This is a genomic window from Actinocorallia aurea (assembly GCF_054783995.1).
Genome location: NZ_BAAGPQ010000035.1, coordinates 164,146 through 188,353 on the forward strand (window position 1 = coordinate 164,146; position 24,208 = coordinate 188,353).

At 72.2% G+C, this 24,208-nt stretch carries 21 protein-coding genes; 16 read left to right on the forward strand and 5 right to left on the reverse strand.

Going from position 1 to position 24,208, the window contains the following annotated elements; genetic code table 11:
- Positions 1-43 precede the first annotated feature (43 nt).
- Positions 44-1,147 (reverse strand): ferritin-like domain-containing protein, encoded by a 1,104-nt coding sequence (locus ACYVOM_RS37470; protein ID WP_460308360.1) that lies wholly within the window; start codon positions 1,145-1,147, stop codon positions 44-46.
- Between the two features lie 83 nt (positions 1,148-1,230).
- Here ACYVOM_RS37470 and ACYVOM_RS37475 point away from each other — a divergent pair, with 83 nt between their 5' ends.
- Together ACYVOM_RS37475 and ACYVOM_RS37480 are read left to right on the forward strand one after the other, a co-directional pair.
- The gene (locus ACYVOM_RS37475; RefSeq protein ID WP_460308361.1) at positions 1,231-1,851 is read left to right on the forward strand and encodes a TetR/AcrR family transcriptional regulator; all 621 of its coding nucleotides are present in this window, start codon (positions 1,231-1,233) and stop codon (positions 1,849-1,851) included.
- 105 nt (positions 1,852-1,956) lie between these two features.
- Positions 1,957-2,349 (forward strand): hypothetical protein, encoded by a 393-nt coding sequence (locus ACYVOM_RS37480; RefSeq protein WP_460308362.1) that lies wholly within the window; start codon positions 1,957-1,959, stop codon positions 2,347-2,349.
- A 22-nt stretch (positions 2,350-2,371) separates the two neighbouring features.
- On the opposite strand, the gene ACYVOM_RS37485 is transcribed toward ACYVOM_RS37480, so the two are convergent.
- The 4 genes from ACYVOM_RS37485 to ACYVOM_RS37500 are packed head-to-tail and all read right to left on the reverse strand — an operon-like array spanning position 2,372 to position 5,590.
- The gene (locus ACYVOM_RS37485) at positions 2,372-2,740 is read right to left on the reverse strand and encodes a YchJ family protein (RefSeq protein ID WP_460308363.1); all 369 of its coding nucleotides are present in this window, start codon (positions 2,738-2,740) and stop codon (positions 2,372-2,374) included.
- Positions 2,737-3,144: a cupin domain-containing protein gene (locus tag ACYVOM_RS37490; protein WP_460308364.1), complete on the reverse strand. Its 408-nt coding sequence runs from the start codon at positions 3,142-3,144 to the stop codon at positions 2,737-2,739. The genes ACYVOM_RS37485 and ACYVOM_RS37490 overlap by 4 nt, the downstream gene beginning before the upstream one ends.
- 21 nt (positions 3,145-3,165) lie before the next feature.
- Positions 3,166-4,950 (reverse strand): glutaminase A, encoded by a 1,785-nt coding sequence (glsA, locus tag ACYVOM_RS37495; protein ID WP_460308365.1) that lies wholly within the window; start codon positions 4,948-4,950, stop codon positions 3,166-3,168.
- A gap of 31 nt (positions 4,951-4,981) precedes the next feature.
- The gene (locus ACYVOM_RS37500) at positions 4,982-5,590 is read right to left on the reverse strand and encodes a TetR/AcrR family transcriptional regulator (protein ID WP_460308366.1); all 609 of its coding nucleotides are present in this window, start codon (positions 5,588-5,590) and stop codon (positions 4,982-4,984) included.
- A 129-nt stretch (positions 5,591-5,719) separates the two neighbouring features.
- Here ACYVOM_RS37500 and ACYVOM_RS37505 point away from each other — a divergent pair, with 129 nt between their 5' ends.
- The 14 genes from ACYVOM_RS37505 (at position 5,720) to ACYVOM_RS37570 (ending at position 24,033) form a co-directional block, all read left to right on the forward strand.
- Complete coding sequence (locus ACYVOM_RS37505) at positions 5,720-7,288, forward strand: carboxyl transferase domain-containing protein (protein ID WP_460308382.1); 1,569 nt, start codon at positions 5,720-5,722, stop codon at positions 7,286-7,288.
- Between the two features lie 5 nt (positions 7,289-7,293).
- Entirely contained in the window at positions 7,294-9,480 is a 2,187-nt protein-coding gene (locus ACYVOM_RS37510) for an ATP-binding protein (RefSeq protein WP_460308367.1), read from the forward strand.
- A complete protein-coding gene (locus tag ACYVOM_RS37515) occupies positions 9,477-10,367 on the forward strand; it encodes a hydroxymethylglutaryl-CoA lyase (protein ID WP_460308368.1) in 891 nt (296 codons plus the stop codon). Before ACYVOM_RS37510 ends, ACYVOM_RS37515 begins: the two co-directional genes overlap by 4 nt.
- Positions 10,364-11,509 carry an acyl-CoA dehydrogenase family protein gene (locus ACYVOM_RS37520; protein WP_460308369.1) on the forward strand — a complete coding sequence of 382 codons (1,146 nt, stop codon included), beginning with the start codon at positions 10,364-10,366 and terminating at the stop codon, positions 11,507-11,509. Before ACYVOM_RS37515 ends, ACYVOM_RS37520 begins: the two co-directional genes overlap by 4 nt.
- On the forward strand, positions 11,506-12,276 hold the full coding sequence (locus tag ACYVOM_RS37525; RefSeq protein WP_460308370.1) for an enoyl-CoA hydratase/isomerase family protein: 771 nt from the start codon (positions 11,506-11,508) through the stop codon (positions 12,274-12,276). Before ACYVOM_RS37520 ends, ACYVOM_RS37525 begins: the two co-directional genes overlap by 4 nt.
- Before the next feature lie 24 nt (positions 12,277-12,300).
- Positions 12,301-14,247, forward strand: a complete 1,947-nt coding sequence (locus tag ACYVOM_RS37530; protein ID WP_460308371.1) for an acetoacetate--CoA ligase — start codon at positions 12,301-12,303, stop codon at positions 14,245-14,247.
- A complete protein-coding gene (locus ACYVOM_RS37535; protein WP_460308372.1) occupies positions 14,244-16,304 on the forward strand; it encodes an acyl-CoA dehydrogenase family protein in 2,061 nt (686 codons plus the stop codon). The genes ACYVOM_RS37530 and ACYVOM_RS37535 overlap by 4 nt, the downstream gene beginning before the upstream one ends.
- Positions 16,305-16,319: 15 nt before the next feature.
- Positions 16,320-17,078 carry an enoyl-CoA hydratase gene (locus tag ACYVOM_RS37540; protein WP_460308373.1) on the forward strand — a complete coding sequence of 253 codons (759 nt, stop codon included), beginning with the start codon at positions 16,320-16,322 and terminating at the stop codon, positions 17,076-17,078.
- A gap of 202 nt (positions 17,079-17,280) precedes the next feature.
- A complete protein-coding gene (locus ACYVOM_RS37545) occupies positions 17,281-18,591 on the forward strand; it encodes an ammonium transporter (protein ID WP_460308374.1) in 1,311 nt (436 codons plus the stop codon).
- Between the two features lie 201 nt (positions 18,592-18,792).
- A complete protein-coding gene (gene glnT / locus ACYVOM_RS37550) occupies positions 18,793-20,145 on the forward strand; it encodes a type III glutamate--ammonia ligase (protein ID WP_460308375.1) in 1,353 nt (450 codons plus the stop codon).
- Positions 20,146-20,179: 34 nt separating this feature from the next.
- Entirely contained in the window at positions 20,180-20,860 is a 681-nt protein-coding gene (locus ACYVOM_RS37555) for a class II glutamine amidotransferase domain-containing protein (RefSeq protein WP_460308376.1), read from the forward strand.
- Positions 20,848-21,516: a GltB/FmdC/FwdC-like GXGXG domain-containing protein gene (locus ACYVOM_RS37560; protein ID WP_460308377.1), complete on the forward strand. Its 669-nt coding sequence runs from the start codon at positions 20,848-20,850 to the stop codon at positions 21,514-21,516. The genes ACYVOM_RS37555 and ACYVOM_RS37560 overlap by 13 nt, the downstream gene beginning before the upstream one ends.
- A gap of 16 nt (positions 21,517-21,532) precedes the next feature.
- Positions 21,533-22,849, forward strand: coding sequence for an FMN-binding glutamate synthase family protein (locus ACYVOM_RS37565; protein ID WP_460308378.1), 1,317 nt, complete (start codon positions 21,533-21,535; stop codon positions 22,847-22,849).
- Positions 22,846-24,033 (forward strand): NAD(P)/FAD-dependent oxidoreductase, encoded by a 1,188-nt coding sequence (locus ACYVOM_RS37570; protein WP_460308379.1) that lies wholly within the window; start codon positions 22,846-22,848, stop codon positions 24,031-24,033. The genes ACYVOM_RS37565 and ACYVOM_RS37570 overlap by 4 nt, the downstream gene beginning before the upstream one ends.
- The last annotated feature ends 175 nt before the right edge of the window (positions 24,034-24,208 follow it).

Genomic DNA, 24,208 nt, shown 5'->3' on the forward strand with positions numbered 1-24,208 from the left:
AGGTAAGCCGAACAGGGTAGGAACACCCTGAAACGGGCGGATCTCAGTCGGCCGCCCCCGCGATGACCTCGTCGACCTCGGCGCGGCGCTCGGCCTCCTCGGCGGCGAAGCGGCGGGCGTCCATGGCGTCGGCGTGCTCCTCGTCCTGGGCCATGAGGACCTCCAGGTCGTGCTTGGAGAACTCCAGGACGCCCATGTCGTCGTAGGCGGCCTGGATGCGCTCGCTCCACAGGCCGATGTCCTTGACGCACGGCACGATCCGGCTGAACAGCAGGCTCTGGAACATCCGCATGTACTCGGAGTTCTTCACCAGTTCGATCGCGTCGGCCTTGGGGATGCCGAAGTTCTCCCACACCTCCAGCGCCTGGAAACGGTCGCGCATCCGGTAGCAGCCCTCGATGACGAACTCCTCGCGCTCGCGGCGCTCGGCCTCGGTGATGTCGCGGTAGAAGTCGCGGAGGGCGAGCCGTCCGAAGGCGACGTGCCGGGCCTCGTCCTGCATGACATAGGTGAGCATCTGCCTGGGCAGCTCGACCGTCGTCATGTCGCGGACCAGCCCGAACGCGGCGAGGGCGAGCCCCTCGATGAGCACCTGCATGCCGAGGTAGGGCATGTCCCAGCGGCTGTCGCGCAGGGTGTCGTTGAGCAGGCTCTGCAGGTTGTCGTTGATGGGGTAGACGAGTTCGAGCTTGTCCTGGAGGAACTTGGTGAAGAGCTCGACGTGGCGGGCCTCGTCCATGGTCTGGGTGGCCGAGTAGAACTTGGCGTCGAGGTCGGGGACCGTCTCGACGATGCGCGCGCCGGTGATCATCGCGCCCTGCTCGCCGTGCATGAACTGGGAGAACTGCCAGGACGCCGAGTGCAGCTTGAGCCTGCCGCGCTCCTTGACGCTCATCTTCTCCCAGTAGGAGGTGCCGTAGAGCATGTTGGCGGCGTCGGGGAGGCCGAGCGGGTCGGCCTGGTCGACCTCAAGGCTCCAGTCGATGCGCTTGACCGCGTCCCACTGCTTGTCCTTGCCCTTCTGGTAGAGGCTCAGCAGCTTGTCGCGGCCGTCGTCGTACTCCCAGGTGAACCGGGAGTCTCCGGACAGGGGGACGGTCCAGGTCTCGTCCTGGACGGGGTTGGTGTAGAGCTCATGGGTCGACACGCGGCGCTCCCTCACGCAGACGTACACCGTACGATCAACGTACGATGTACGTAAAATGTCATGCGTACGGAAGGGTGTCAACGGTGCTGACGCGGGAGCGGATCGTGGAGGCGGCGGTCGCGCTGGTGGAGCGCGAGGGCGCCGAGGCGCTGTCCATGCGGGCGGTCGCGAACGAGCTCGGCGTGGCGGTGATGTCCCTCTACAACCACGTGCCGAACAAGGCCGCCCTGCTCCGGGGCATCGCCGAACGCGTGCTCGCCGACCTCGACCTGCCCGACGACGACCACCTCGACTGGCGGATCCGGGCGCGCGAGCTGATCCGCGCCTTCCGCAGGGTCGCCCGCGAGAACCCCCGGTGCACCGACCTCGTCGTGACGCACAGCGTCGAGGTCCCGTTCGGCCTCCAGCCCGTCGAGCGGGGCCTGGCCATCGCGCACGACGCCGGCTTCGACGGCCCCACCTCGGTCCGCCTGATGCGCGCCATCATCTCCTACGCGCAGGGCTCCCTGCTGCGCGAGACCGAGCAGCTCAGGATGCTCTACCACCTGCCCGCCGACGCCGCCGGAGCCTTCGCCGACCTGGACCCCGACCGCTTCCCGCGCGTCACCTCCCTGGCCAAGGAGCTCACCGAGCACGACCCGGAGAGCGACTTCGAGTTCGGCCTCGACCTCTTCATCAACGCCATCGACACCCTCCCGCGCTGACCCGCCGAACCCCCTCCGGGGCGCCTCACGGGACATCCACGGGACACCGGCCCCTGGAGACCGGCCGGTCCGGCCGCCTAACCTCGCGGCCATGAGGCAGACGACATGGTGAAGGTCGCCGCACGGGTCAGCGGACGGCGCCTCGCGGCGGACCTCGTGACCGCGATCGGGCTGGGCGCCGCGACGGCCTACGGCTGCGCGTGGCTGGTCACCGTGATCAACCCCGCCATCGTCCTGGCCCTCGCGTGCGCGGCCTTCACCGCGATGCTGTTCTTCCTCCTCGCCCGCCTCGACGACGGCCGGTCCACCCTGCACGTCACGGCCGCCGCGATGATGCTCGCCCTCGCGCTGAGCCAGACGCTCATCAACACGCACCTGGGCGAACCGCTCGGCCCGGCGCACGCCTTCTTCGCCGGATACTGCGCCTGCGTCTGCTGGCTCGTCGCCCGGCGCAGGCGCGTCGGCCGGGCCCCGGCCGGGACCTCGCACGAGAAGTAGCCGGGGCGGACGGGAAGGCGGTTCAGAGCGCCGAGAGGTAGAACCAGGCGTTGCCGACGACGACGAAGCGGCTGTTCTCCTCCATGTGGCGCGCTTTGCCGTGTTCGATGTAGTGCGCGCGGAAGTGGACGGTGCCTTCGGCGTCGAGGGCGGAGCCCGCCGTCCCGCCGAGGATCTCCAGGCGCGTCCAGCGGGTGGCGGAGTCCACGCCGACGTCGGGCGGGCGGGTCGAGGGGTGCCAGGTGCGGGCCAGGTAGGCGGCGTCGCCGACGGCGAAGGCGCTGTAGCGCGAGCGCATCAGGCGCTCGGCCGTCGGGGCGACGGCGTCGCCGCGGTGGTAGCGGCCGCAGCAGGCGTCGTAGTCGGCGGCGAGGCCGCAGGGGCACTTCACGCGGGCTCCTCGACCTTGTAGCCGGGCACCGACGGCCAGCGCACGGTCAGCACGACCGACGCCTCCTCGGCCACCCAGGAGTGGTCGACGCCCTTGCCCCACACGATGTAGTCGCCCTGCTTCTCCAGCAGGACGCTCCGGCCCGGCACCTCGACCCGGAACCGTCCGGAGATGAGCACGAGCAGGGCCGTCCGGGACTCGCCGCGCACCCACTCGGCGCGCTCGTCGCCGGGCTCGTGGACGCCCCACTTGATCTCCACGTCGGTGCTGTGCCGGGCATCGCCTTCGGGCATGAAATGGCCCATCAGCCACCCCCGCTCGGCGGGCGCGTCGACGCCCGCGTTGCCCACGTAGACGCCGTCCGCGACCTCGGTCCCGTCCCCCGTGCAGATCTCGTCGGCCATGTGCTCGTGTTCCCCCGGTTCCTAGTGGATGAGTGCGTGGTTCTCGGCGTCGGTGCGGCGCAGGCGCTCGGCGATGGCGTTGGCGATGGACCAGCGCAGCGCGTCGGCCAGGCGCGGCGAGTCGCGCTCCAGCCGGGCGAGCGCCTGGGTGGTGAGGACCTTGCACGAGGTCGGGCCTTCGGCGACGATCCGGTGCGAGTGGCCGGCGTCGTCGATGAGGGCGAGGCGGCCGACCGCGGTGCCCGGCCCCATCGAGGTCTCGCGGACCGCCCTGTCCCCGATGATCACCTGACGGGCGAGCCCGCCGGACAGGATGAAGCAGAGGGCCGCGACGTCCTGGACGAGGCGCTCGCCCTCCTCGTACTCGCGGGTCTCCAGGTAGGCGTCCAGGGCCGTCACCATGAACGGGTCGAGGCCGCGCAGCAGGTCCTGCTCGGCGATGGGCACCTCGGGCCGGGCCGCGCCCGCCCCGGTGAGGAGCGCGTCCTCGCAGAGCTCCATCGCCTCGTCGCGGGTCTCGGCGATGATCGCCGAGCGGACCCTGATCCGCTTCTCGGTGTCGACGATGACCGTGGTGATGCCGCGTTCCTTGAGCTTGGCGGCGAGGCCCTCCAGAAGGGTGGCCGCCACAGGCGCGACCCGGCCCGCGCGCTTGAGGTCGAGCACCACCCAGCGGACGGAGTCGGTGTCCTCGCTGATCGTCCGCACGACCGCCTCGGCCGTCCCGAAGGCGAGGTCGCCGCGCAGCACGTAGACGCGGATGGCGCCGCCGAGGCGGGCGAGGGCGTTGCGCTCGTCGTGGGCGCGCACCCGGGAGGAGTGCGCGGTGTCGCCGCGCAGGGTCCGGTGGAAGACCGGGCCGGAGCGCTCGGACGGCCGCATGAGGTGCAGGCCGAAGCGGGTCGACAGCTCCTCGCAGGCCGCGACGGCCCGGACGCTGTTGCCGCGGGCGTCCAGGCGGGGGCTGAACGCGCCGAGGCCCAGCTGGGACGGCAGCGCGGCGATGAGCCCGCCGGACACGCCGCTCTTGGCGGGCAGCCCCGCCCGCACCAGCCATTCGCCCGCGTAGTCGTAGGTGCCGCAGGTCGCCATGACGGTGAGCGCGTTGGCCGCGGCCTCGACCGACACGACGGTCTCGCCGGTGAGCGGGTTGACGCCGCCGCCCGCGAGGGTCGCGGTCATCACCGCGAGGTCGCGGGTGGTGACGAGGGCGGCGCACTGCTCGAAGTACAGGGCGAGGGCCTCCTCGACGGGGCAGGCCAGGACGCCCGCGCCGTGCATGAGGTAGGCCAGGGCCCGGTTGCGGTCGCCTGTGGCCGCCTCGGACGCCATCGCCTTGCGGTCGACGTCCAGGTCGCGCCCGGCGAACGCCGACAGGCCGGAGAGGATGCGGGTGCGGCGCTCCTCCTGGTTCGTTCCCCCGACGAGGGTGCTGGTGACGATCGCCCCGGAGTTGACCATCGGGTTGTAGGGGCGGCCGGACACCGGCTCCAGGCGGACCGCGTTGAACGCGTCGCCGGTGGGCTCGACCCCGACGACCTTCAGGACGTCCTCCAGCCCGCGGTCCTGGAGGGCGAGGGCGTAGACGAACGGCTTGGAGACCGACTGGATCGTGAACGGGACGTCGGTGTCGCCCGCCTCGTACAGGGTGCCGTCCAGGGTCGCGACGGCCAGGCCGAAGCACTCGGCGTCGGCCTTGCCCAGTTCGGGGATGTAGGTGGCCACTTCGCCGTCGCGCCGGTCGGTGAGGCGCGCGTGCAGGTCGTCCAGCAGCTCCTTGATCGGGCTGACGAAAGGTGCGTTCACAACCGCAAGCGTAGTCGTGTGGATCAGGCGGTCAGATCGCCGCATCCGCCCCGCCGGGGTGCGCTTCCCGGACCCCGGCGGGGGCGGGCACCGCGAGGAGGGCCGCCTTGGCCATGCCATGGAGGAGCGCGGCCATCTCGGGGCGGGCGAGGCCGCCGGCGCTGTGCGGGGTGGAGTTGATCAGGCCGATCGCGGCGTGGACGGCGGCGCGGGTCCCGGCCTCGGGGCGGGGCGCGCGGGCGGCCACGACGGCGACCCATTCCTCCACATAAGCGCGCTGGATGCGGCGGATCTCCCGGCGCGGGGCCTCGGGCACGTGCGGGAGTTCGCGCTCGTGCACGGTGATGAGCGCGGGATGGTCGAGCGCGAAGGAGATCTGCCATTCCAGCAGGGCGTCCAGTGGATCGGCCGAGGCCCTGGCGCGCGCCACGCCGCCGCGGTGCAGCCGGGTGCTGATGTCGAGGAGGATCTCGGCGAGCAGCGCCTCCTTGCCCTTGAAGTGCCGGTAAAGCGCGGGTCCGGTGAGGCCCACGGCCGCGCCGAGCTCTGAGATCGACACTCCGTGGTAGCCGCGCCGCGCGAACAGATCCGTCGCCGCGGCCAAGATCTGGGCGCGTCGTTCGCGGGTACCGATCTCCATGGGGGAAGTCTAGACGAGACTGTTAGGGCTCGCTAACATCGCGCTTGTTAGCGCTCATTAACAGACGTCTCGCATTCTCAACCGCACTTTCTCGAACCCGTACCGGGGGAACTGGAGCAGGCATTGGGCGTGCTGCCGGGCCGCGTCGACCTCACCGACGACCAGCGCGAGCACAACGCGGCGGCCAACCGCGCGCTGGCCGCAGAGCTGCGCGCGCACCTCGCCAAGGCCGCCCTCGGCGGGCCGGAGCGCTCGCGCGACCGGCACGTGGCGCGCGGCAAGCTCCTGCCGCGCGACCGGGTCGACCGCCTGCTCGACCCCGGCTCGCCCTTCCTTGAGCTCGCCCCGCTCGCCGCGCACGGCCTCTACGGCGGCGACGCGCCGGGCGCGGGCATGATCGCGGGCATCGGCCGGGTCTCGGGCCGCGAGTGCGTCGTCATCGCCAACGACGCCACGGTCAAGGGCGGCACCTACTTCCCGATGACGGTCAAGAAGCATCTGCGCGCGCAGGAGGTCGCCCTGCACAACCGGCTGCCTTCGATCGCGCTCGTCGACTCCGGCGGGGCCTTCCTGCCGATGCAGGACGAGGTCTTCCCCGACCGGGAGCACTTCGGGCGGATCTTCTACAACCAGGCGAACCTCTCGAAACTGGGGGTGGCGCAGATCTCGGCCGTCATGGGCTCCTGCACGGCCGGCGGCGCCTACGTCCCGGCGATGAGCGACGAGACCGTCATCGTCCGCGAGCAGGGCACGATCTTCCTCGGCGGGCCGCCCCTGGTGAAGGCGGCCACGGGCGAGGTCGTCACGGCCGAGGAGCTCGGCGGCGGCGACCTGCACTCGCGCGTCTCCGGCGTCACCGACCACCTCGCCGACGACGACGAGGACGCGCTCCGCATCGTCCGGGAGATCATCGCGACGCTCGGGCCGCGCGGGGCCGTCCCGTGGGAGACCGCCAAGGCCGCCGAGCCGCTGTACGACCCGGCCGAGCTGTACGGGATCGTCCCGCCCGACCCGCGCACCCCCTACGACGTGCGCTCGGTGATCGCCCGGATCGTCGACGGGAGCGAGTTCACCGAGTTCAAGAAGGAGTACGGCACGACCCTCGTCACCGGGTTCGCCCATCTGCACGGGCACCCGGTCGGGATCATCGCCAACAACGGGATCCTGTTCGCCGAGTCGGCGATGAAGGGCGCGCACTTCATCGAGCTGTGCGACCGCCGGTCGATCCCGCTGGTGTTCCTGCAGAACATCTCAGGTTTCATGGTCGGCCGCGACTACGAGGCGGGCGGCATCGCCAAGCACGGCGCGAAGATGGTCACCGCCGTCTCGTGCGCGCGAGTACCGAAGTTCACCGTGATCATCGGCGGCTCGTACGGGGCCGGGAACTACGCGATGTGCGGACGGGCCTACTCGCCCCGCTTCCTGTGGATGTGGCCGAACGCGCGGATCTCCGTCATGGGCGGCGAGCAGGCCGCGTCCGTCCTCACCTCCGTCTCCCAGAAGGGCGCGGGGGACACCGCCGCCGACGCCGTGCGCGCGCAGTACGAGACGCAGGGCAGCCCCTACTACTCGACCGCCCGCCTGTGGGACGACGGCGTCATCGACCCCGCGGACACCCGCCGCGTCCTCGGCCTGGCCCTGTCGGCCGCCGCGAACGCCCCCCTCGACGACGTCGGCTACGGCGTCTTCCGGATGTGAGGCCCATGTTCAGCGCAGTCCTCATCGCCAACCGCGGCGAGATCGCCGTCCGGATCCTGCGGACCCTGCGTCGGCTGGGCGTGCGCGGGATCGCCGTGCACGCGCCCGACGACGCCGCCGCCCCGCACGTCGCGCTCGCCGACGCTGCCGTGGAGATCCCCTCCTACCTCGACGGCGCGGCCGTCGTCGCCGCCGCCCTCGCCACGGGCGCGGAGGCGATCCACCCGGGATACGGGTTCCTGTCGGAGAACGCGGAGTTCGCGCGCGCGTGCGCGGAAGCCGGCCTGGTCTTCGTCGGCCCGCCGCCGTCCGCGATCGACGCGATGGGCGACAAGATCGCCGCCAAGGAGACCGTCGCGGCGGCCGGGGTGCCCGTCGTGCCGGGCCGCAGCGGCCGCGGCCTTGACGAGGAGGAACTGGCGGCCGCGGCCCTGGAGGTGGGCCTTCCGGTGCTGCTGAAACCTTCGGCGGGCGGCGGCGGCAAGGGCATGCGCCTGGTCACCGAGGCGGCCGGCCTTCCCGACGCCATCGCCTCCGCCCGGCGCGAGGCCCGCGGCGCGTTCGGCGACGACACCCTGCTCATCGAGCGGTTCATCACCGCGCCGAGGCACATCGAGGTCCAGATCTTCGCGGACGCATACGGCAACATCGTCCACCTGGGCGAGCGCGAGTGCAGCCTCCAGCGCCGCCACCAGAAGATCATCGAGGAGGCCCCCTCCCCGTTCCTGGATGAGGCTGCGCGCGCCTCACTCGGCGCCTTCGCGGTGAACGCGGCTCGCGCCATCGGTTATGTCGGCGCCGGAACCGTCGAGTTCATCGTGGAGGGCAGAACGGGTGAGACGGCCGCTGCAGATGATCAGGACCTCGTGTCGGGGCGGGAATCGCCGATCCGCCGCCACGTCGGGCCGGCGTCCGATAGCGTCGTTCCGTCAGGTACCGCCGGACGGGCGGGAACGGGGTCATGGGGCCCGAAAGCCTGTGGAGACCCGGTAAGACCGGCGGCAGCGTCGGCACAGGTCGGTGAAGCAGGAAGCCAGGGAAGTTCCGTGTACAGCGGTGCAGGCCCGAATCCTCAGGCTTCAGCCGGGGGAGCACGTCAATTCATGGAGATGAACACACGTCTTCAGGTGGAGCACCCCGTCACCGAGCTGGTGACGGGGCTCGACCTCGTCGAACTGCAGCTCCGGGTGGCGTGCGGGGAGCCGTTGCCGTTCGGGCAGAACGACGTCGTGCTCAGCGGCCACGCGGTGGAGGCGCGCATCTACGCCGAGGACCCCTCGCGCGGGTTCCTTCCGGCGGGCGGGGAGATCCTCGACCTGGCGGAGCCCGAAGGCGCGCGGGTGGACTCCGGCATCGTGCGGGGCGGCCGGGTCGGCAGCAGATACGACCCGATGCTCGCGAAGGTGATCGTGCACGGCGAGGACAGGGCTTCGGCCCTGCGCGCGCTGGACTCGGCGCTGGCCTCCTACATCCTGCTCGGCGTGCCGACCAACACCGGTTTCCTGCGGGATCTGCTGGCCAGGCCCGAGGTACGCGCGGGCGAGCTGGACACCGGACTCGTGGAACGGGTCCTGCCGGAGCTGACCGGCGGCGACGTCCCGGCGTGGGTGCCGGGCGCCGCCGCGCTCGCCCGGATGAGGGCCGTCGCGCCCGCCGGGGACGGGCCGTGGGACGCGATGGACGGCTGGCGGCTCGGCGAGCCCGCCTGGAGCCCGCACGCCCTGGTCGTCGACGGGTCCGAGCACGTCGAGGTGCGCACCCGGGCGGGCGAGGTCGCGATCGGAGACGGCGCACCCGTCCAGGCCGTCCTTGAGGACGGTGCCTTGGTCCTCGCCGGGCGGCGGATCCCTCACCGGCGCGCCACCGGGCCCGACGGGACCGTGTGGATCGGCGCGGAGGGCCGCACGTGGGCCGTGCGGGAGCGGGAGCGCAGCCTGCGCGGCGGCGCGGCGGCGGCCGCGGGCGGGGTCCTGCGCAGCCCGATGCCCGGGACGGTCCTGGCCGTGAAGGTCGCCGAGGGCGACGCCGTGGTCGTGGGCCAGCCGGTCGTCGTCGTGGAGGCGATGAAGATGGAGCACACCGTGACGGCGGCCGTCGCCGGGACCGTCGCGGCGGTGCCGGTGCGGGCGGGCGTCCAGGTGGCGCTCGACGAGGTCCTCGCCGAGATCACCCCTGAGGAGGCAGCGGGATGAGGCTGCCGGAACGCGTCACCCTGTACGAGGTCGGTCCGCGCGACGGCCTCCAGAACGAGAAGTCGGTCGTCCCGGTCGAGGTCAAGGCCGAGTTCCTGCGACGGCTCGCGGGCACCGGCCTGAAGGTGATCGAGGCGACGAGCTTCGTGCATCCCCAGTGGGTGCCGCAGCTAGCCGACGCGGCCGACCTCTTGGCGGCCTTCGACCGCGCGCCGGGCGTGCGCTATCCCGTCCTGGTGCCGAACGAGCGCGGGCTGGACCGCGCGCTTGAGTCCGGGGTGGGCGACGTCGCGGTCTTCGCCAGCGCGACGGAGTCCTTCGCCCGCCGGAACCTGAACCGGTCGATGGAGGAGCAGTACGCGATGTTCGAGCCCGTCGTCTCGCGCGCGCGGGAGGCGGGCCTGTGGGTGCGGGCCTACCTGTCGATGGCGTTCGGCGACCCGTGGGAGGGCGACGTGCCCGTGAAGCAGGTCGCGGACGCCGGACGCAGGCTCCTCGACATGGGCATCCACGAACTCAGCCTCGGCGACACCATCGGCGTGGGCACGGCGGGAAGGGTGCAGGAGCTGATAGCGGCGTTCGACTCCCCCGAGCCCTTGGCCGTGCACTTCCACGACACCTACGGCCAGGCCCTGGCCAACACCCTCGCCGCGTTGCAGGCGGGCGTCACCACCGTGGACTCCTCGGCGGGCGGCCTCGGCGGCTGCCCTTACGCCGAGTCCGCCACCGGCAACCTCGCCACCGAGGACCTGGTCTGGATGCTCGACGGCCTCGGCGTCGAGCACGGCGTCAGTCTCGACGCGCTCGTCGAGACCAGCGTCTGGATGGCCGAGCGGCTCGGCCGCCCTTCCCCCTCCCGCGTCGTCACCGCAAGGAGCAGCTCATGATCGACTTCAGTCTCACCGAGGAGCAGGCGGCGCTGCGCGACACCGTCACCGCGTTCGCGCGAGAGGCGGTCGCGCCCGTCATCGGCGACCACTACGAGAAAGGCGAGTTCCCGTACGAGCTCGTCGCCGGGATGGGGAAGATGGGCCTGTTCGGGCTGCCGTTCCCCGAGGAGTACGGCGGCATGGGAGGCGACTACTTCACCTTCTGCCTCGCCCTGGAGGAGCTGGCCCGGGTCGACTCGTCCGTCGCGATCACGCTGGAGGCCGGGGTCGGGCTGGGCGCGATGCCCGTCCACCGGTTCGGCACCGAGGAGCAGAAGCGCCGGTACCTCCCGTCGCTGCTGGCGGGCGCGCGCCTGGCGGGCTTCGGCCTGACCGAGCCGGGCGGCGGCTCCGACGTCCCCGGCGGCATGCGCACGACGGCCGTCCTCGACGGCGACACGTGGGTGATCAACGGCTCGAAGTGCTTCATCACCAACTCCGGCACCGACATCACCGAGTTCGTGACGGTCACCGCGCTCACCGGCGAGCGGGAGATCTCCACGATCATCGTCCCGAACGGGACGCCCGGCTTCAAGGTCGGCCCGGAGTACTCCAAGGTCGGCTGGCGCGCCTCCGACACCCGCGAGCTGTGGTTCGACGACGTGCGCGTGCCCGCCGCCAACCTGCTGGGCGAGCGCGGCCGGGGCTACGCCCAGTTCCTGCGCATCCTCGACGAGGGCCGCATCGCGATCGCGGCCCTGTCCGTGGGCCTCGCCCAGGGCTGCGTCGACGAGTGCCTGAAGTACGTGAAGGAGCGCGCCGCGTTCGGCCGTCCGATCGGCGAGTACCAGGCCATCCAGTTCAAGATCGCCGACATGGAGCGGCGCGCCTGGACCGCCCGCGTCGCCTACTACGCCGCCGCCGCCAAGCTGCTGGCCGGGCAGCCGTTCAAGAAGGAGGCCGCCATCGCCAAGCTGACCGCCTCCGACGCCGCCATGGACAACTCCCGCGACGCCACCCAGATCTTCGGCGGCTACGGGTTCATGAACGAGTTCCCCGTCGGCCGCTTCTACCGGGACGCCAAGATCCTGGAGATCGGCGAGGGCACCTCCGAGGTCCAGCGCATGATCATCGCCCGTGAGCTGGGGGTGGGCGCGTGATCGGGCTCACGTGGCACGGTGGTACCGTCGCGGAGATCACACTCGACCGGCCGCAGGCGCTCAACGCCCTGTCGACCGCGATGGCCGAGGAGCTGGCCCGGGTGTGCGCCGAGGTCGCGGCCTCCCGCGCGCACGCGGTGGTGCTGTCGGCGAGCGGCGAGAAGGCGTTCTGCGTGGGCGCCGACCTGAAGGAACGGAACGGGATGAGCGACGCCGACCTGCTGCGCCAGCGGCCGGTGTTCCGGGCCGCGTTCGGCGCGGTGCTCGGCCTGCCGCAGCCCGTCGTGGCGGCCGTGCACGGCTTCGCGCTCGGCGGCGGCACGGAGCTCGCGTTGTCCTGCGACCTCATCGCGGCCCAGCCCGGCGCGGTGTTCGGGCTGCCGGAGGTGTCGATCGGCCTCGTCCCCGGCGGCGGCGGCACCCAGCTCATGGCCCGCCGGGTCGGCCCCGCCAAGGCCGCCGACCTCGTCCTGACCGGCCGGAAGGTCGGCTTCGACGAGGCGGTCGCGCTCGGCATCGTCGACCGGCCCGCGCCCGAGGGCGGCGTGCGCGAGACCGCGCTGGAGACGGCCAGGGCGATCGCCGCGAACTCCCCCGTGGCCACCCGCGCCGCCAAGCGCGCGCTGCGCGTCGGCGCGCCGCTCGACCTCGCCGCGGCGATGGACGTCGAGGACAACGCGTGGCGGACGACGGCGATGTCGGCCGACCGCAAGGAGGGCATCGCCGCCTTCAACGACAAGCGCGCCCCGGACTGGCCGGGCGCCTGAGCACCGAGCAAGAGGAGTACCGCCGTGCAGCACGAGGGCGCGCCCCTCTGGGAGCCGTCGAAGCAGACCGTCGAGCGGGCGCGGATCACCGCGTTCCAGCGGGCGCTGGACCCCGTGCCGGCGGACTACGCCGCGCTGTGGGAGTGGTCGGTCGCCGACGTCGACAGGTTCTGGGACCGGGTGTGGCACTGGTTCGGCGTGGTCGGCGACCGGGGCGACGGGCCCGTGCGCGAGGGCGGGCCGATGCCCGTCGACGGGCTGCGCTGGTTCCCCTCGGCGCGGTTGAACTACGCCGAGAACATGCTGCGGCACGCGGCCGAGCGGCCGGACGCGCCCGCCGTCGTCTACCGGACGGACGGCGCGCCCGGCTCGGTGCTGACCTGGGCGGAGCTGGCCGAGGCCGTCGCGGGGGCGCGGGCGGGCCTTGCCGCGCTCGGCGTCGGAAGCGGCGACCGGGTCGTGGGCTACCTGCCGAACCGGCCCGAGGCCCTCGTCGTCATGCTGGCGGCGGCGTCGCTGGGCGCGGCGTGGTCGTCGTGCTCGCCGGACTTCGGGGCGGCGAGCGTCGTCGACAGGTTCCGGCAGATCGAGCCGAAGGTGCTGCTCGCCGTCGACGGCTACCGCTACGGGGCCAAGGAGTTCGACAGGACCGACGTCGTCGCCCGGATCCGGGCGGAACTGCCCACGCTCGCGGCGACCGTCGTCATCCCGGTGCTGCACGGCGAGGCGCCGGAAGGCGCCATCGCGTACGCCGACCTCGCCCGGCCCGGAGCCTTGGCGTTCGACCGGGTGCCGTTCGACCAGCCGCTGTGGATCCTGTACTCCTCCGGCACGACGGGCCTGCCGAAGCCGATCGTGCACGGGCACGGCGGCATGGTGCTGGAGCACACCAAGTCCCTGGCGCTGCACCAGGACATCGACGCCGGAGAGGTGTTCTTCTGGTTCACCACCACCGGGTGGATGATGTGGAACTACCTGGTCAGCGGGCTCATGGTCGGCGCGACGATCGTGCTGTTCGACGGCGCCCCGGCCGGCGACGTGCTGTGGCGGATCGCCGCCGAGACCGGCACGACCCATCTGGGGCTCGGCGCGCCGTACATCACCGCGTCGCAGAAGGCGGGGCTCACCCCCGGCGCGGACCACGATCTGCGCTCCCTGCGGCTGATCGGCTCCACGGGCTCCCCGCTGCCCCCCGAGGGCTTCTCGTGGGTCTACGAGCACGTCAAGGCCGATGTGCTGCTCGGCTCCCTGTCGGGCGGCACCGACGTCTGCACGGGCTTCGTGGGGCCCGTGCCTCTGCTGCCGGTGCGGGCCGGGGTGATCCAGTGCCGCTCCCTCGGCGCGGCCGTCGAGGCCTTCGACGAGGAGGGCCGCCCCCTTCTGGACGAGGTGGGCGAACTCGTGCTCACCGAGCCGATGCCGTGCATGCCGGTCGGCTTCTGGAACGACCCTGAGAAGAGGCGCTACCGGGAGGCGTACTTCGCCGACTACCCCGGCGTCTGGCGGCACGGCGACTGGCTGAAGGTCCTGCCCGACGGCGGGTGCGTCATCTACGGCCGGTCGGACTCGACGCTGAACCGGGGAGGCGTCCGGATGGGGACGTCCGACTTCTACCGGGTCGTCGAGGCGTTCGGCGAGATCGCCGACAGCCTCGTCGTGGACACCGGAAGGCTGGGCGCGGAAGGCAGGCTGCTGCTCTACGTGCAGATGGCCGAGGGCGCGTCGCTGGACGAGGACCTCCTCGGAAGGCTGAAGGCCGCCTTGCGCGCGGACCTCTCGCCGCGTCATGTGCCCGACGCCGTCATCGAGGTCCCCGGGATCCCTCGGACCCTGTCCGGCAAGAAGCTCGAAGTGCCCGTCCGGAAGATCCTGCAGGGGGCCGATCCGGCGGCGGCGGCGAACCGCGACTCCCTCGCCGACCCATCCCTTCTGGACCACTTCGTCCCGGATAAGCCAGACTCAGGCGCATGACTCTAGAATCGGATTCGGCTCTCTGGGAGCTGCGTTCCGCCGTGCGCGCCTTCGTCGAGGCGGCCCTGGAATCCGGGGCCTTCGAGCAGCACTGCGACTCCTGGATGCGCGGCCACGACCCGGCCTTCAGCCGGGAACTCGCCTCGCGGGGCTGGCTCGGGCTCACCTGGCCCGCCGAGGTCGGCGGCGCGGGGCGCTCGAACCTCGCCCGCCTGGCCGTCACCGAGGAGTTGCTGCGCCACGGCGCCCCCGTCGCCGCGCACTGGATGGCCGACCGGCAGATCGGCCCGGCCATCGTGCGCTACGGCACGCCGGAGCTGAAGAAGCGCTTCCTGCCCGGGATCATCTCCGGTGAGATCACCTTCTGCGTCGCGATGAGCGAGACCGAGGCCGGAAGCGACCTCGCCGCGGTCCGCACCCGCGCCGAGCGCGTCGAGGGCGGCTGGCGCGTCAACGGCACGAAGATCTGGACGAGCAACGCGCACCGCTCCAGCCACGCCTACCTGCTCGCCCGCACCGACGCCTCGGGCAAGAAGCACGAGGGCCTGACGGAGTTCGTCCTCGACCTCGCCTCTCCGGGCCTCTCCGTCCGGCCGATCCTCGACCTCGCCGGAGAGCACCACTTCAACGAGGTCGTCTTCGACGACGTGTTCATCCCCGAAGACCAGGTCCTCGGCACCGTCGGCGAAGGCTGGACCCAGGTCACCGAGCAGCTCTCCTTCGAGCGCGGCGGCGTCGAGCGCGTCCTCAGCACCCACCCGCTCCTCGCTGCCTTCGCCGCGGGACCGCACGACGCCGCCTCCCGCCGCGCGCTGGGCGAGCTGACCGGACGCCTCAAGGCGCTGCGCGGCCTGGCCCGCGACGTCGCCGGCGAGATGGACGCCGGGCGCGCGCCGATCCGCGAGGCCGCCGTGCTCAAACTCCTCGGCACCGCCTACGAGAAGGACGTGACGGCCGTCGTCCGCGACGCCACCGGCGCCCGGCCCGACCCGGGCGGCGCCACGCTGCCCCGGCTCCTGGCCGAGAGCATCCTCGCCGCCCCCGGCTTCACCCTGCGCGGCGGCACCACCGAGGTCCTCGGCACCATCATCGCGCGCGGCCTGGACACCGGCCGGCCCCGGTCCTTCGTCCGCGGCATCGCCGACGACGTGCTGCGCGACGCCGCACCCGGCGCCGACCCCGAGCTGTGGCGGCGGCTGTCGGACCTCGACTGGCACCGCGCCGAGGAAGCCGACCTCCTGGCGCTGCTGGAGGCCCTCGGCGAGCACGGGATCTGCGTCCCGCTCGCCGAGACCGCGCTCGTCAACGCGCTGCTGCCGCCGCGCCGGCGCTCGGACATGGCCACGATCGTGCTCGACCCGGGCGACGACCTGCGGGTGGAGCGCGAAGACGACTGCCTGGTCCTGTACGGCAGCATCAGGGACGTGCCCTGGGCGGCCTTCTCGCCGCTGGTCGTGATCCCGTTCGAGAACGAGCTCATCCTGCTCGACGGCGCCGTCATGGGCTGGAGCGTCGAGCAGGGCTGGGACCTCGCCGGGGAGCCCTGCGACACCATCCGCTTCACCGAGAGCCTGATCGAGCCGCACGAACGCGTCCCGAACCCGTGGCCCGACGGCGCGATCCACGAACGCGCCGCGCTGCTGCGCTCGGCCCGGGTCATCGGAGCCATGCGGGCGGCGCTGCGCCTGGCCGTGCGGCACACCGGCGACCGGACCCAGTTCGGCCGTCCGCTGCGCGACTTCCAGGCCGTCTCGCAGAACCTGGCGCGCGCCGCGTCCCGGCTCGCGCTCGCCGAGAGCGCCCTGGCCCGCGCCACCGACGGCTACGGTGTCGCCGCGCTGCGCGTGGTGCTGGCGACGGCCGCCGAAGACGTCGCCGCCGCCTGCCACCAGGTGCACGGCGCGATCGGCGTCACCCGCGAGCACTCCCTGCACCACTTCACGCGGCTGCTGTGGGCCGCCCGCGACGACGGCGCGCCGGCGCACCACTGGGCCGACCTGCTCGGCGAGGCGGTCGCGGGCGACCCCCGCGCGCTGTGGGACCTGACCGGCGACTGACCCTTGGAGGAGATCGTGGAAGGCAAGACCCTGCGGCTGGAGCGCCGCGAAGACGGCGTCCGGGTCCTCACCCTGGACGACCCGGCCCGGCACAACGCGCTCAGCTTCGCCATGCGCGACGAGCTGCTGGAGGCCGCCGCGGAGCTCAAGGCGGACCGGGAGGCGCGGGTCCTCGTCGTCACCGGCGCGGGCAGGTCGTTCTGCTCGGGCGCGGACCTGAACGAGCTGTTCGGCGGGGACCTGCCCGTCGGCGACCTGCGCGGAAGACTCAAAGGCGTCTACGCGGGCTTCCTCGCGCTGCGCGACCTGGAGATCCCGACGATCGCGGCGGTGCGCGGGCACGCGATCGGCGCGGGACTGAACCTCGCGATGTGCTGCGACATCCGGCTCGCCTCCCCCACCGCGAAGTTCAGCGCCACCTTCGCCAAGATAGGACTGCACCCCGGAGGCGGCGCGACGTACTTCCTCGTCCAGGCGCTCGGCAAGCAGCGCGCGCTGGCGATGCTGCTGGAAGGCGGCACCTACGCGGGCGAGGACGCCGTGCGCCACGGGCTCGCGCTCTCCCTGCACGACGACCCGCTCGAAGAGGCGCTCGCCATGGCCGCCCGCGTCGCCGCGCTCCCCCCGGAGCTCGCCCGCGACATCAAGACCGCCGTCGGCCTCACCGACGACGGCCTCGCCGCGACCGTCGGCTTCGAGGCGTGGGCGCAGGCGTCCTCGGGCACCCGGCCCGCGGCCCAGGCCGTGCTCGCGGCCCGCGCCGCCCAGCGCTGAGACGGGCAAGGCCCGGCTCCGCGCGGGCCCTACCACCCAGCGAAACAGACTTATCGGACGTTTGATGGGTTCCGGAAACGCACCCGCCACAGCAGTGCGCACACGCACCACCAGGGAAACACAGAGTTCACCCTCTGCGAGGCGCAGTGCAACACGCCGACCGTTTACTGCCGTGCAACTCAGCGCACTTACAGGAGACGGCGTGGACACTGGCAGTACAGCGTGGATTCTCACGAGCACGGCGGCCGTGCTCATCATGGTGCCCGGACTCGCGCTCTTCTACGGCGGCATGACGGGCGCGCGCAGCATCCTCAACATGATCATGATGACGTTCGGCGCGGTGGCGATCGTCGGCGTCCTGTGGACGGTCGTGGGCTACTCCATGGCCTTCGGCGACTCTTACGGCGGCCTGGGCCTCCTCGGGAACGTCACCGAGCACATCGGGCTCGGCGACCTCATCGCCGAGGATCCCGACGCGACGATCCCCCCGGCGCTCTTCGCCATCTTCCAGGCGCTCTTCGCCTGCATCACCGTCGCCCTGATCTCCGGCGCCCTCGCCGACCGGATCAAGTTCGGCGCCTGGATGGTCTTCGCCGCCGTGTGGGCCCTGCTCGTCTACTTCCCCGTCGCGCACTGGGTCTTCGCGTTCGACTCCGACACCGCCACCGGCGGCTGGATCGCCAACAAGCTCGCCGCGATCGACTTCGCGGGCGGCACCGCGGTGCACATCAACGCGGGCGTCGCGGCCCTGGCCGTCGTGCTCGTGCTCGGCAAGCGCACGAACTTCCCCGCCGTGCCCAAGCCCGGCAACCTGCCGCTGGTCATGCTCGGCGCGGGCGTCCTGTGGTTCGGCTGGTTCGGCTTCAACGGCGGCTCTGCCCTGGCCGCGGGCAACTCCGCGAGCGTCGTGCTGCTCAACACCTTCAACGCGACCTGCGCGGCGATGCTCGCCTGGCTGCTCGTGGAGAAGGTCCGCGACGGCCACGCCACCACGCTCGGCGCGGCCTCCGGCGCGATCACCGGCCTCGTCGCCATCACCCCGTCCTGCGGCGCGGTGACCCCGGTCGGCGCGCTCATCCTCGGCGCCGTCGCCGGCCTCATCTGCCCGCTGGCCGTCAGCCTCAAGTACAAGCTCGGCTACGACGACGCCCTCGACGTGGTCGGCGTGCACATGGTCGGCGGCATCGTCGGCACCCTGCTCATCGGCCTCCTCGCCAGCGCGGACGCCCCCAACGCCCAGGACGGCCTGTTCTACGGCGGCGGCTTCGGGCTGCTGGGCAAGCAGGCGGTCGCCGCGGTCGCGGTCCTCGCCTACTCGTTCGTCGTCACGCTGATCATCGCCTTCGTCCTCAAGAAGACGATGGGGCTGCGCGTCGAGGGCGACGTGGAGGCGTCCGGCATCGACTTCGCCATCCACAAGGAACTGGCCTACGACCACCTGGACCACCCGGTGATCCTGACGGTCGAGGAGCCTGTCGTCGAAGGCGCCGACAAGGAGAAGGTCGAAGCCTAGGCCTCCGCTCTCCCCTCATCCCCGCAAGACCACGAACCCCCTCCCGGGACGCCCCGGAGGGGGTTCGGCGCGTCCAGGGCCCTTCGTGTTTAACGCTGCCGTTACGCCGCACCCCTTTCCCGGGCAAAGTCCCCTGTGTTTACTACAAGGGAACAAAGGTTCATGACAGTGAACAGCGGAAGTGGAGAGGTGACGATGGGTATGCTGGCGACCCCCCGCGAGACGGCGCTCCCCGAACCGGGGGCGCCCGCAACGCCGGCCGGGCTATCGGAGCTCGTCGAGGCGCACGGCATCCGGTTCGTCCTCGCCACGTTCGTCGACATGGCGGGCAAGCCCTGCGCCAAACTCGTCCCGGCGTCGGCGGTCGGCATGCTGGAGCGCGACGGCGTCGGCTTCGCCGGGTACGCGGCAGGATCCATCGGGCAGCAGCCGTCCGACCCGGACCTCATCACCCTGCCGGACGCCGCGTCCTTCGCCCCGCTGCACGAGATCAAGCCCGGCCTCGCCATGGTCCAGTGCGACCCGCACGTGGACGGCGTGCCGTGGAAGTACGCGCCGCGGGTCATCCTCAAGTCCGTCCTGGCACGGCTCGCCGAACGGGGGATCACCGCCAAGGTCGGCGCGGAAGCCGAGTACTTCCTTGTCCGGCGCGACGCCTCCGGAGCCTTGGCCGTCGCCGATGACAAGGACACCTCAGCGCAGCCCTGCTACGACGCCCGCGACCTCACCCGCATGTACGACCACCTCACCGAGGTCTCCACCCTCCTCAACGGCCTCGGCTGGGCCAACTACGCGAACGACCACGAGGACGGCAACGGGCAGTTCGAGCAGAACTTCGAGTACGCGGAGGCGCTGACCACCGCCGACAGGCTCGTCACCTTCCGCTACCTCGTCCAGACCCTCGCCGAACGGCGCGGCATGACCGCCACCTTCATGCCGAAGCCCTTCACCGACCGCACCGGGTCCGGCCTGCACATGCACATGTCCCTGTGGGACGGCGACACCCCTCTGTTCCCCGCCTCCGACGACCACCGCGGCCTCGGCCTCTCCCCGATGGCCTACGCCTTCGTGTCCGGACTCCTCACCCACGCGCCCGCGCTCTCGGCCGTCGTGACGCCCACCGTGAACTCCTTCAAGAGGACGACGGCCGCCACGACCGCGTCCGGCGCCACCTGGGCGCCGCGCAAGGCGACCTACGGAGGCAACGACCGCACCCACCTCGTCCGGGTGCCCGACGGAGACCGCGTCGAAGTGCGCCTCTGCGACGGCTCCGCCAACCCCTACCTCGCCATGGCCGCCCTCCTCACCGCGGGCCTGGCCGGCGTCGACGCCGCCGCCGACCCGGGCGCGCCCGGCTCCGGCAGCGCCGACCTCCCCCCGACCCTCCTGCACGCCGTCGAGGCCCTCGGGGCGGACGCCGTCGTCAGCGGGGCGCTCGACGCCGCAGGCCCGGGCGTCGCCGACTACTACGCCCGGGTCAAGCGCGAGGAGTTCCTCGCCTGGCACAGCCAGGTCAGCGCCTGGGAGACCGACACCTACCTCACCGCCTTCTGACCCGCCCGCATCGACCACTCTTGAGGAGGCACCCATGTGCGGCATAGTCGGCCTGCACCTGAAAGGCGAAGGGCTGGAGCCCCGCCTGGGCGAACTGCTCAGCGGCATGCTCGCCCAGGTGCGCGAACGCGGCCCGGACTCCGCCGGCGTCGGCGTCTACGGCCCGGACGGGCTCACCGTCCTCAAGGGCGTCGGCGACCCCGTCGCCCTCGCCGAGGAGTTCGGCCTCGCCGCGATGAGCGGCACCAGGGCCGTCGGCCACACCCGGATGGCCACCGAGTCGGCCATCACCGTCGAAGGCAGCCACCCGTTCTCGCCCCGGCCGGGCCTCTGCCTCGTCCACAACGGCTCCTTCGCCAACCACGCGACGGTCCGCCGCGCGCTGGAGGCCGAGGGCGTCGTCTTCGAGACCGACAACGACTCCGAGGTCGCCGCCCGGTTCGTCGGCCGCCGCCTCGACCTCGGCGACGACCTGGAGAAGGCGCTCCGGCTCGTCTGCGACGTGTTCGACGGTTTCTACACGCTGCTCGTCACCACCGACGACGAGTTCGCCGTCGTGCGCGACGCCGTCGCCTGCAAGCCCGCGATCATCGCCGAGACCGACCAGTGGGTCGCGATGGTCTCCGAGTACCGGGCCCTGGTCGGGCTGCCCGGATTCGACGGGGCGCGGGTGTTCGAGCCAGGTCCGGAGGAGGTCCACCTGTGGAAGCGCTGAGCGGCGAGGTCCGCGACATCAACCGCGCCCTGCGCGCGCTGCCCGACGGCGCGTCCGCCGTCGTCGCCGACCCGGGCGGGCGGCACAACCTCGCCGTCGGCCTCGACGCCGAGATCAGGATCGTCCTTGACGGGCCCGCCGGGTACTACACGGGCGGGCTCGGCAAACGGGCCGACCTCACCGTCAACGGGCCCGTCGGATGGGGTGTCGGGGAGAACCTGATGTCCGGGCGCGTCCACGTGAAGGGCGACGCGAGCCAGTCCGCGGCGGCCAGCGCGCACGGCGGCCTCGTCGTGGTCGACGGGGACGCCTCCCTGCGGGCCGCCATCTCTCTCAAGGGCGGGACGCTCGCCATCGGCGGCGACGCAGGCGCGTACTGCGGGTTCATGGCGCAGGCCGGAACCGTGCTCATAGGCGGCGACGCCGGGGACGGGCTGGGCGACTCCCTGTACGAGGCGGTCATCTACGTCGCGGGGAAGATCGCCGGTCTCGGCACCGACGCCCGGATCGAGGAACTCACCGACGCCGACGTCCAGGCCGTCCGCGAACTGGCGAAGACCTGCGGGTTCGACCACATCGACCCGGAGAACGTCGTGAAGGTCGCCTCCGCGCGGACCCTCTACCACTTCTCCACCCAGCACCACGCCTCGTACTGACGCCGGGAGCCCCACGATGAACCACACCTTCCCGCCCTCGGTCATCGCCGAGATCCAGCAGCGCGCCTCCCTCGGCAGGTACGCCATCCGCGGCCTCGGCGCCCGCCGTTCCGTCCCGTCCTTCGACGACCTCCTTCTGCTCACCGCCTCCGCGTCGCGCTACCCGCTGGAGGGGTACCGCGAGAAGTGCGCCACGCGGACGGTGCTCGGAGCGCGCAACGCGTCCTCGCCGGTGGTCCTCGACATCCCCATCACCATCGCGGGCATGTCCTTCGGGGCCCTGTCGGCCTCCGCCAAGGACGCGCTCGGCAGGGCCGCCTCCGAGGTCGGCACCTCCACCACCACCGGCGACGGCGGTATGACGCCGGAGGAACGGCAGTCGTCCAAGACCCTCGTCTACCAGTGCCTGCCTTCGCGGTACGGCTTCGACCCCGACGACCTGCGCAAGGCCGACGCCGTGGAGATCGTCCTCGGGCAGGGCGCCAAGCCCGGCGGCGGAGGCATGCTGCTCGGGCAGAAGGTAGGGCCGCGGGTCGCCTCCATGCGGACCCTTCCCGAGGGCATCGACCAGCGCTCGGCGAGCCGCCACCCCGACTGGACCGGGCCCGACGACCTCACCATCAAGATCCTCGAACTGCGCGAGGCCACCGACTGGCGCATCCCCGTCTACGTGAAGGTCGGCGCGACCCGCGTCGAGCACGACGTGAAGCTCGCCATCGCCGCCGGGGCCGACGTCGTCGTCGTCGACGGCATGCAGGGCGGCACCGCGGCCACCCAGGACGCCTTCATCGAGCACACCGGCATCCCCACCCTCGCCGCCGTCCGGCTCGCCGCCGACGCCATCGCCGAGGTCGGGGCCGACGTGCAGCTCATCATCTCGGGCGGCGTCCGCAGCGGCGCGGACGTCGCCAAGGCCCTCGCCCTGGGAGCCGACGCAGTCTCCCTCGGCGTCGGGTCGCTCATAGCGCTCGGCTGCAACGACTCGGCGTACACCGACGCGTCAGGCGCGCGGGTGGACGTCACCGGGGACTACCAGAAGCTCAAGGTCCTCCCCGGCGGCTGCGCCGAATGCCACACCGGGGCCTGCCCCGTCGGGATCGCCACCCAGGAGCCCGCGCTGGAGGCGCGGCTCGATCCCGGGCTCGGCGCGGAACGCGTCGCCAACTACCTGCGCTCGCTCGTCATGGAGACCACGATGCTCGCGCGGGCCTGCGGCAAGTCCGACGTGCACCGACTGGAGCCCGAAGACCTCGTCGCCCTCACCGTCGAGGCCGCGGCCATGGCCCGGGTGCCGCTCGCCGGGACGTCGTGGATCCCCGGGGTGACCGGGTGAGCGCGTCCGCCGTGGATGTCGTCATCGTCGGCGGCGGGCTCGAAGGGGTGTCCGCCGCCCGTGTCCTCGCCTCCCGGGGCGTCTCCGTCACCGTGCTGGAACGCGCCACCGTGGGCTCCGGCGGGACGGGGAAGTCCAGCGGGATCGTCCGCTGCCACTACGGCGTGCCTTCCCTCGCCGCCATGGCCTGGAAGGGCACCGAGCTGTTCGCGAACGCCGAGGAGATCCTCGGGGAGGACATAGGCTTCCGGAAGTCGGGCTACATCGTCGGGGTGGGCGCCCGGAACGTCGACGCGCTGCGGGCCAACCTGGAGATGCACCGCGGGCTCGGCATCGACGTCCGCGAGATCGGCCACGACGACGTCAAGGAGATGTGGCCCGCCGCGTACACCGAAGACTTCGCCGCCTTCGGCTACGAGCCCAACGGAGGCCACGGCGACGCCTACTCCACCGCGCAGGCCTTCGCGGCGGCGGCCCGGCGCGACGGGGCCGTCATCCGGCAGGGCGCGGCGGTCGCGGAGATCGTCGCCGAAGACGGGCGGGTGACGGGGGTGCGCCTGGCCGACGGGGAGTTCGTCGCCGCGGGCGCCGTCGTGCTGGCGGCCGGGCCCTGGTCGGTCGCGCTCGCCGCGCCGCTCGGGATCGACCTGCCCATCCGGGCCATGCGCGAGCAGATCCTCCTCATCGACCCGGGCGAGTACGTAGGCGAGGTTCCCGTCTTGTCGGACCTCGTATCGCTGCAATACGTCCGAGCGGAGACGGGCGGAAAGCTGCTGTTCGGGAACAGCGACCTTTCCGAGCCGGAATGGGCGGATCCCGACTCCTACCGGAACCGGGCCGAGACGGCGTTCATGGAACGGACCGCGGCCCGGCTGGAGCACCGTTTCCCCGGCCTCATCAACGCGGGCTTCACCGGAGGGTACGCGGGCTGCTACGACGTGACCCCCGACTTCAACCCGGTCATCGGGCCCGCCGGACCCGACGGGCTCATCGTCGCCGCAGGCTTCTCCGGGCACGGATTCAAGATCTCCCCGGCCGTCGGCGAGCTCGTCGCGGACCTCGTCCTGGAGGGCGACAGCCTCGACCCGCGGGTCCCCGCGGCCGATTTCCGGCCGGCGCGGTTCGCCGAAGGCAAGCCGCTGACCAGCCTGAACCCCTACATCGGGGCGGGCGAGATGCGCTGACCGGTTTTCCCCAGGCCGTTCCGCGGCCGTCGGTGATCAGTGGCATGATCGGAGGTGGTGAGGCGAAACCGCACCACGCCAGAACGAAGAAGGAGCACGACCATGGCACAGCGCGTCCGCGGGGTCATCGCGCCCGGCAAGAACGAGCCGGTCCGGGTGGAGACGATCATCGTCC

What these genes read in the sequence shown, in the direction of transcription:
- ACYVOM_RS37480 (WP_460308362.1), top strand. Translation starts at nt 1,957, where the DNA reads ATGGTGAAGGTCGCCGCACGGGTCAGCGGACGGCGCCTCGCGGCGGAC.
- ACYVOM_RS37490 (WP_460308364.1), bottom strand. Translation starts at nt 3,144, where the DNA reads ATGGCCGACGAGATCTGCACGGGGGACGGGACCGAGGTCGCGGACGGC.
- ACYVOM_RS37500 (WP_460308366.1), bottom strand. Translation starts at nt 5,590, where the DNA reads ATGGAGATCGGTACCCGCGAACGACGCGCCCAGATCTTGGCCGCGGCG.
- ACYVOM_RS37510 (WP_460308367.1), top strand. Translation starts at nt 7,294, where the DNA reads ATGTTCAGCGCAGTCCTCATCGCCAACCGCGGCGAGATCGCCGTCCGG.
- ACYVOM_RS37515 (WP_460308368.1), top strand. Translation starts at nt 9,477, where the DNA reads ATGAGGCTGCCGGAACGCGTCACCCTGTACGAGGTCGGTCCGCGCGAC.
- ACYVOM_RS37520 (WP_460308369.1), top strand. Translation starts at nt 10,364, where the DNA reads ATGATCGACTTCAGTCTCACCGAGGAGCAGGCGGCGCTGCGCGACACC.
- ACYVOM_RS37535 (WP_460308372.1), top strand. Translation starts at nt 14,244, where the DNA reads ATGACTCTAGAATCGGATTCGGCTCTCTGGGAGCTGCGTTCCGCCGTG.
- glnT (WP_460308375.1), top strand. Translation starts at nt 18,793, where the DNA reads ATGCTGGCGACCCCCCGCGAGACGGCGCTCCCCGAACCGGGGGCGCCC.
- ACYVOM_RS37555 (WP_460308376.1), top strand. Translation starts at nt 20,180, where the DNA reads ATGTGCGGCATAGTCGGCCTGCACCTGAAAGGCGAAGGGCTGGAGCCC.
- ACYVOM_RS37565 (WP_460308378.1), top strand. Translation starts at nt 21,533, where the DNA reads ATGAACCACACCTTCCCGCCCTCGGTCATCGCCGAGATCCAGCAGCGC.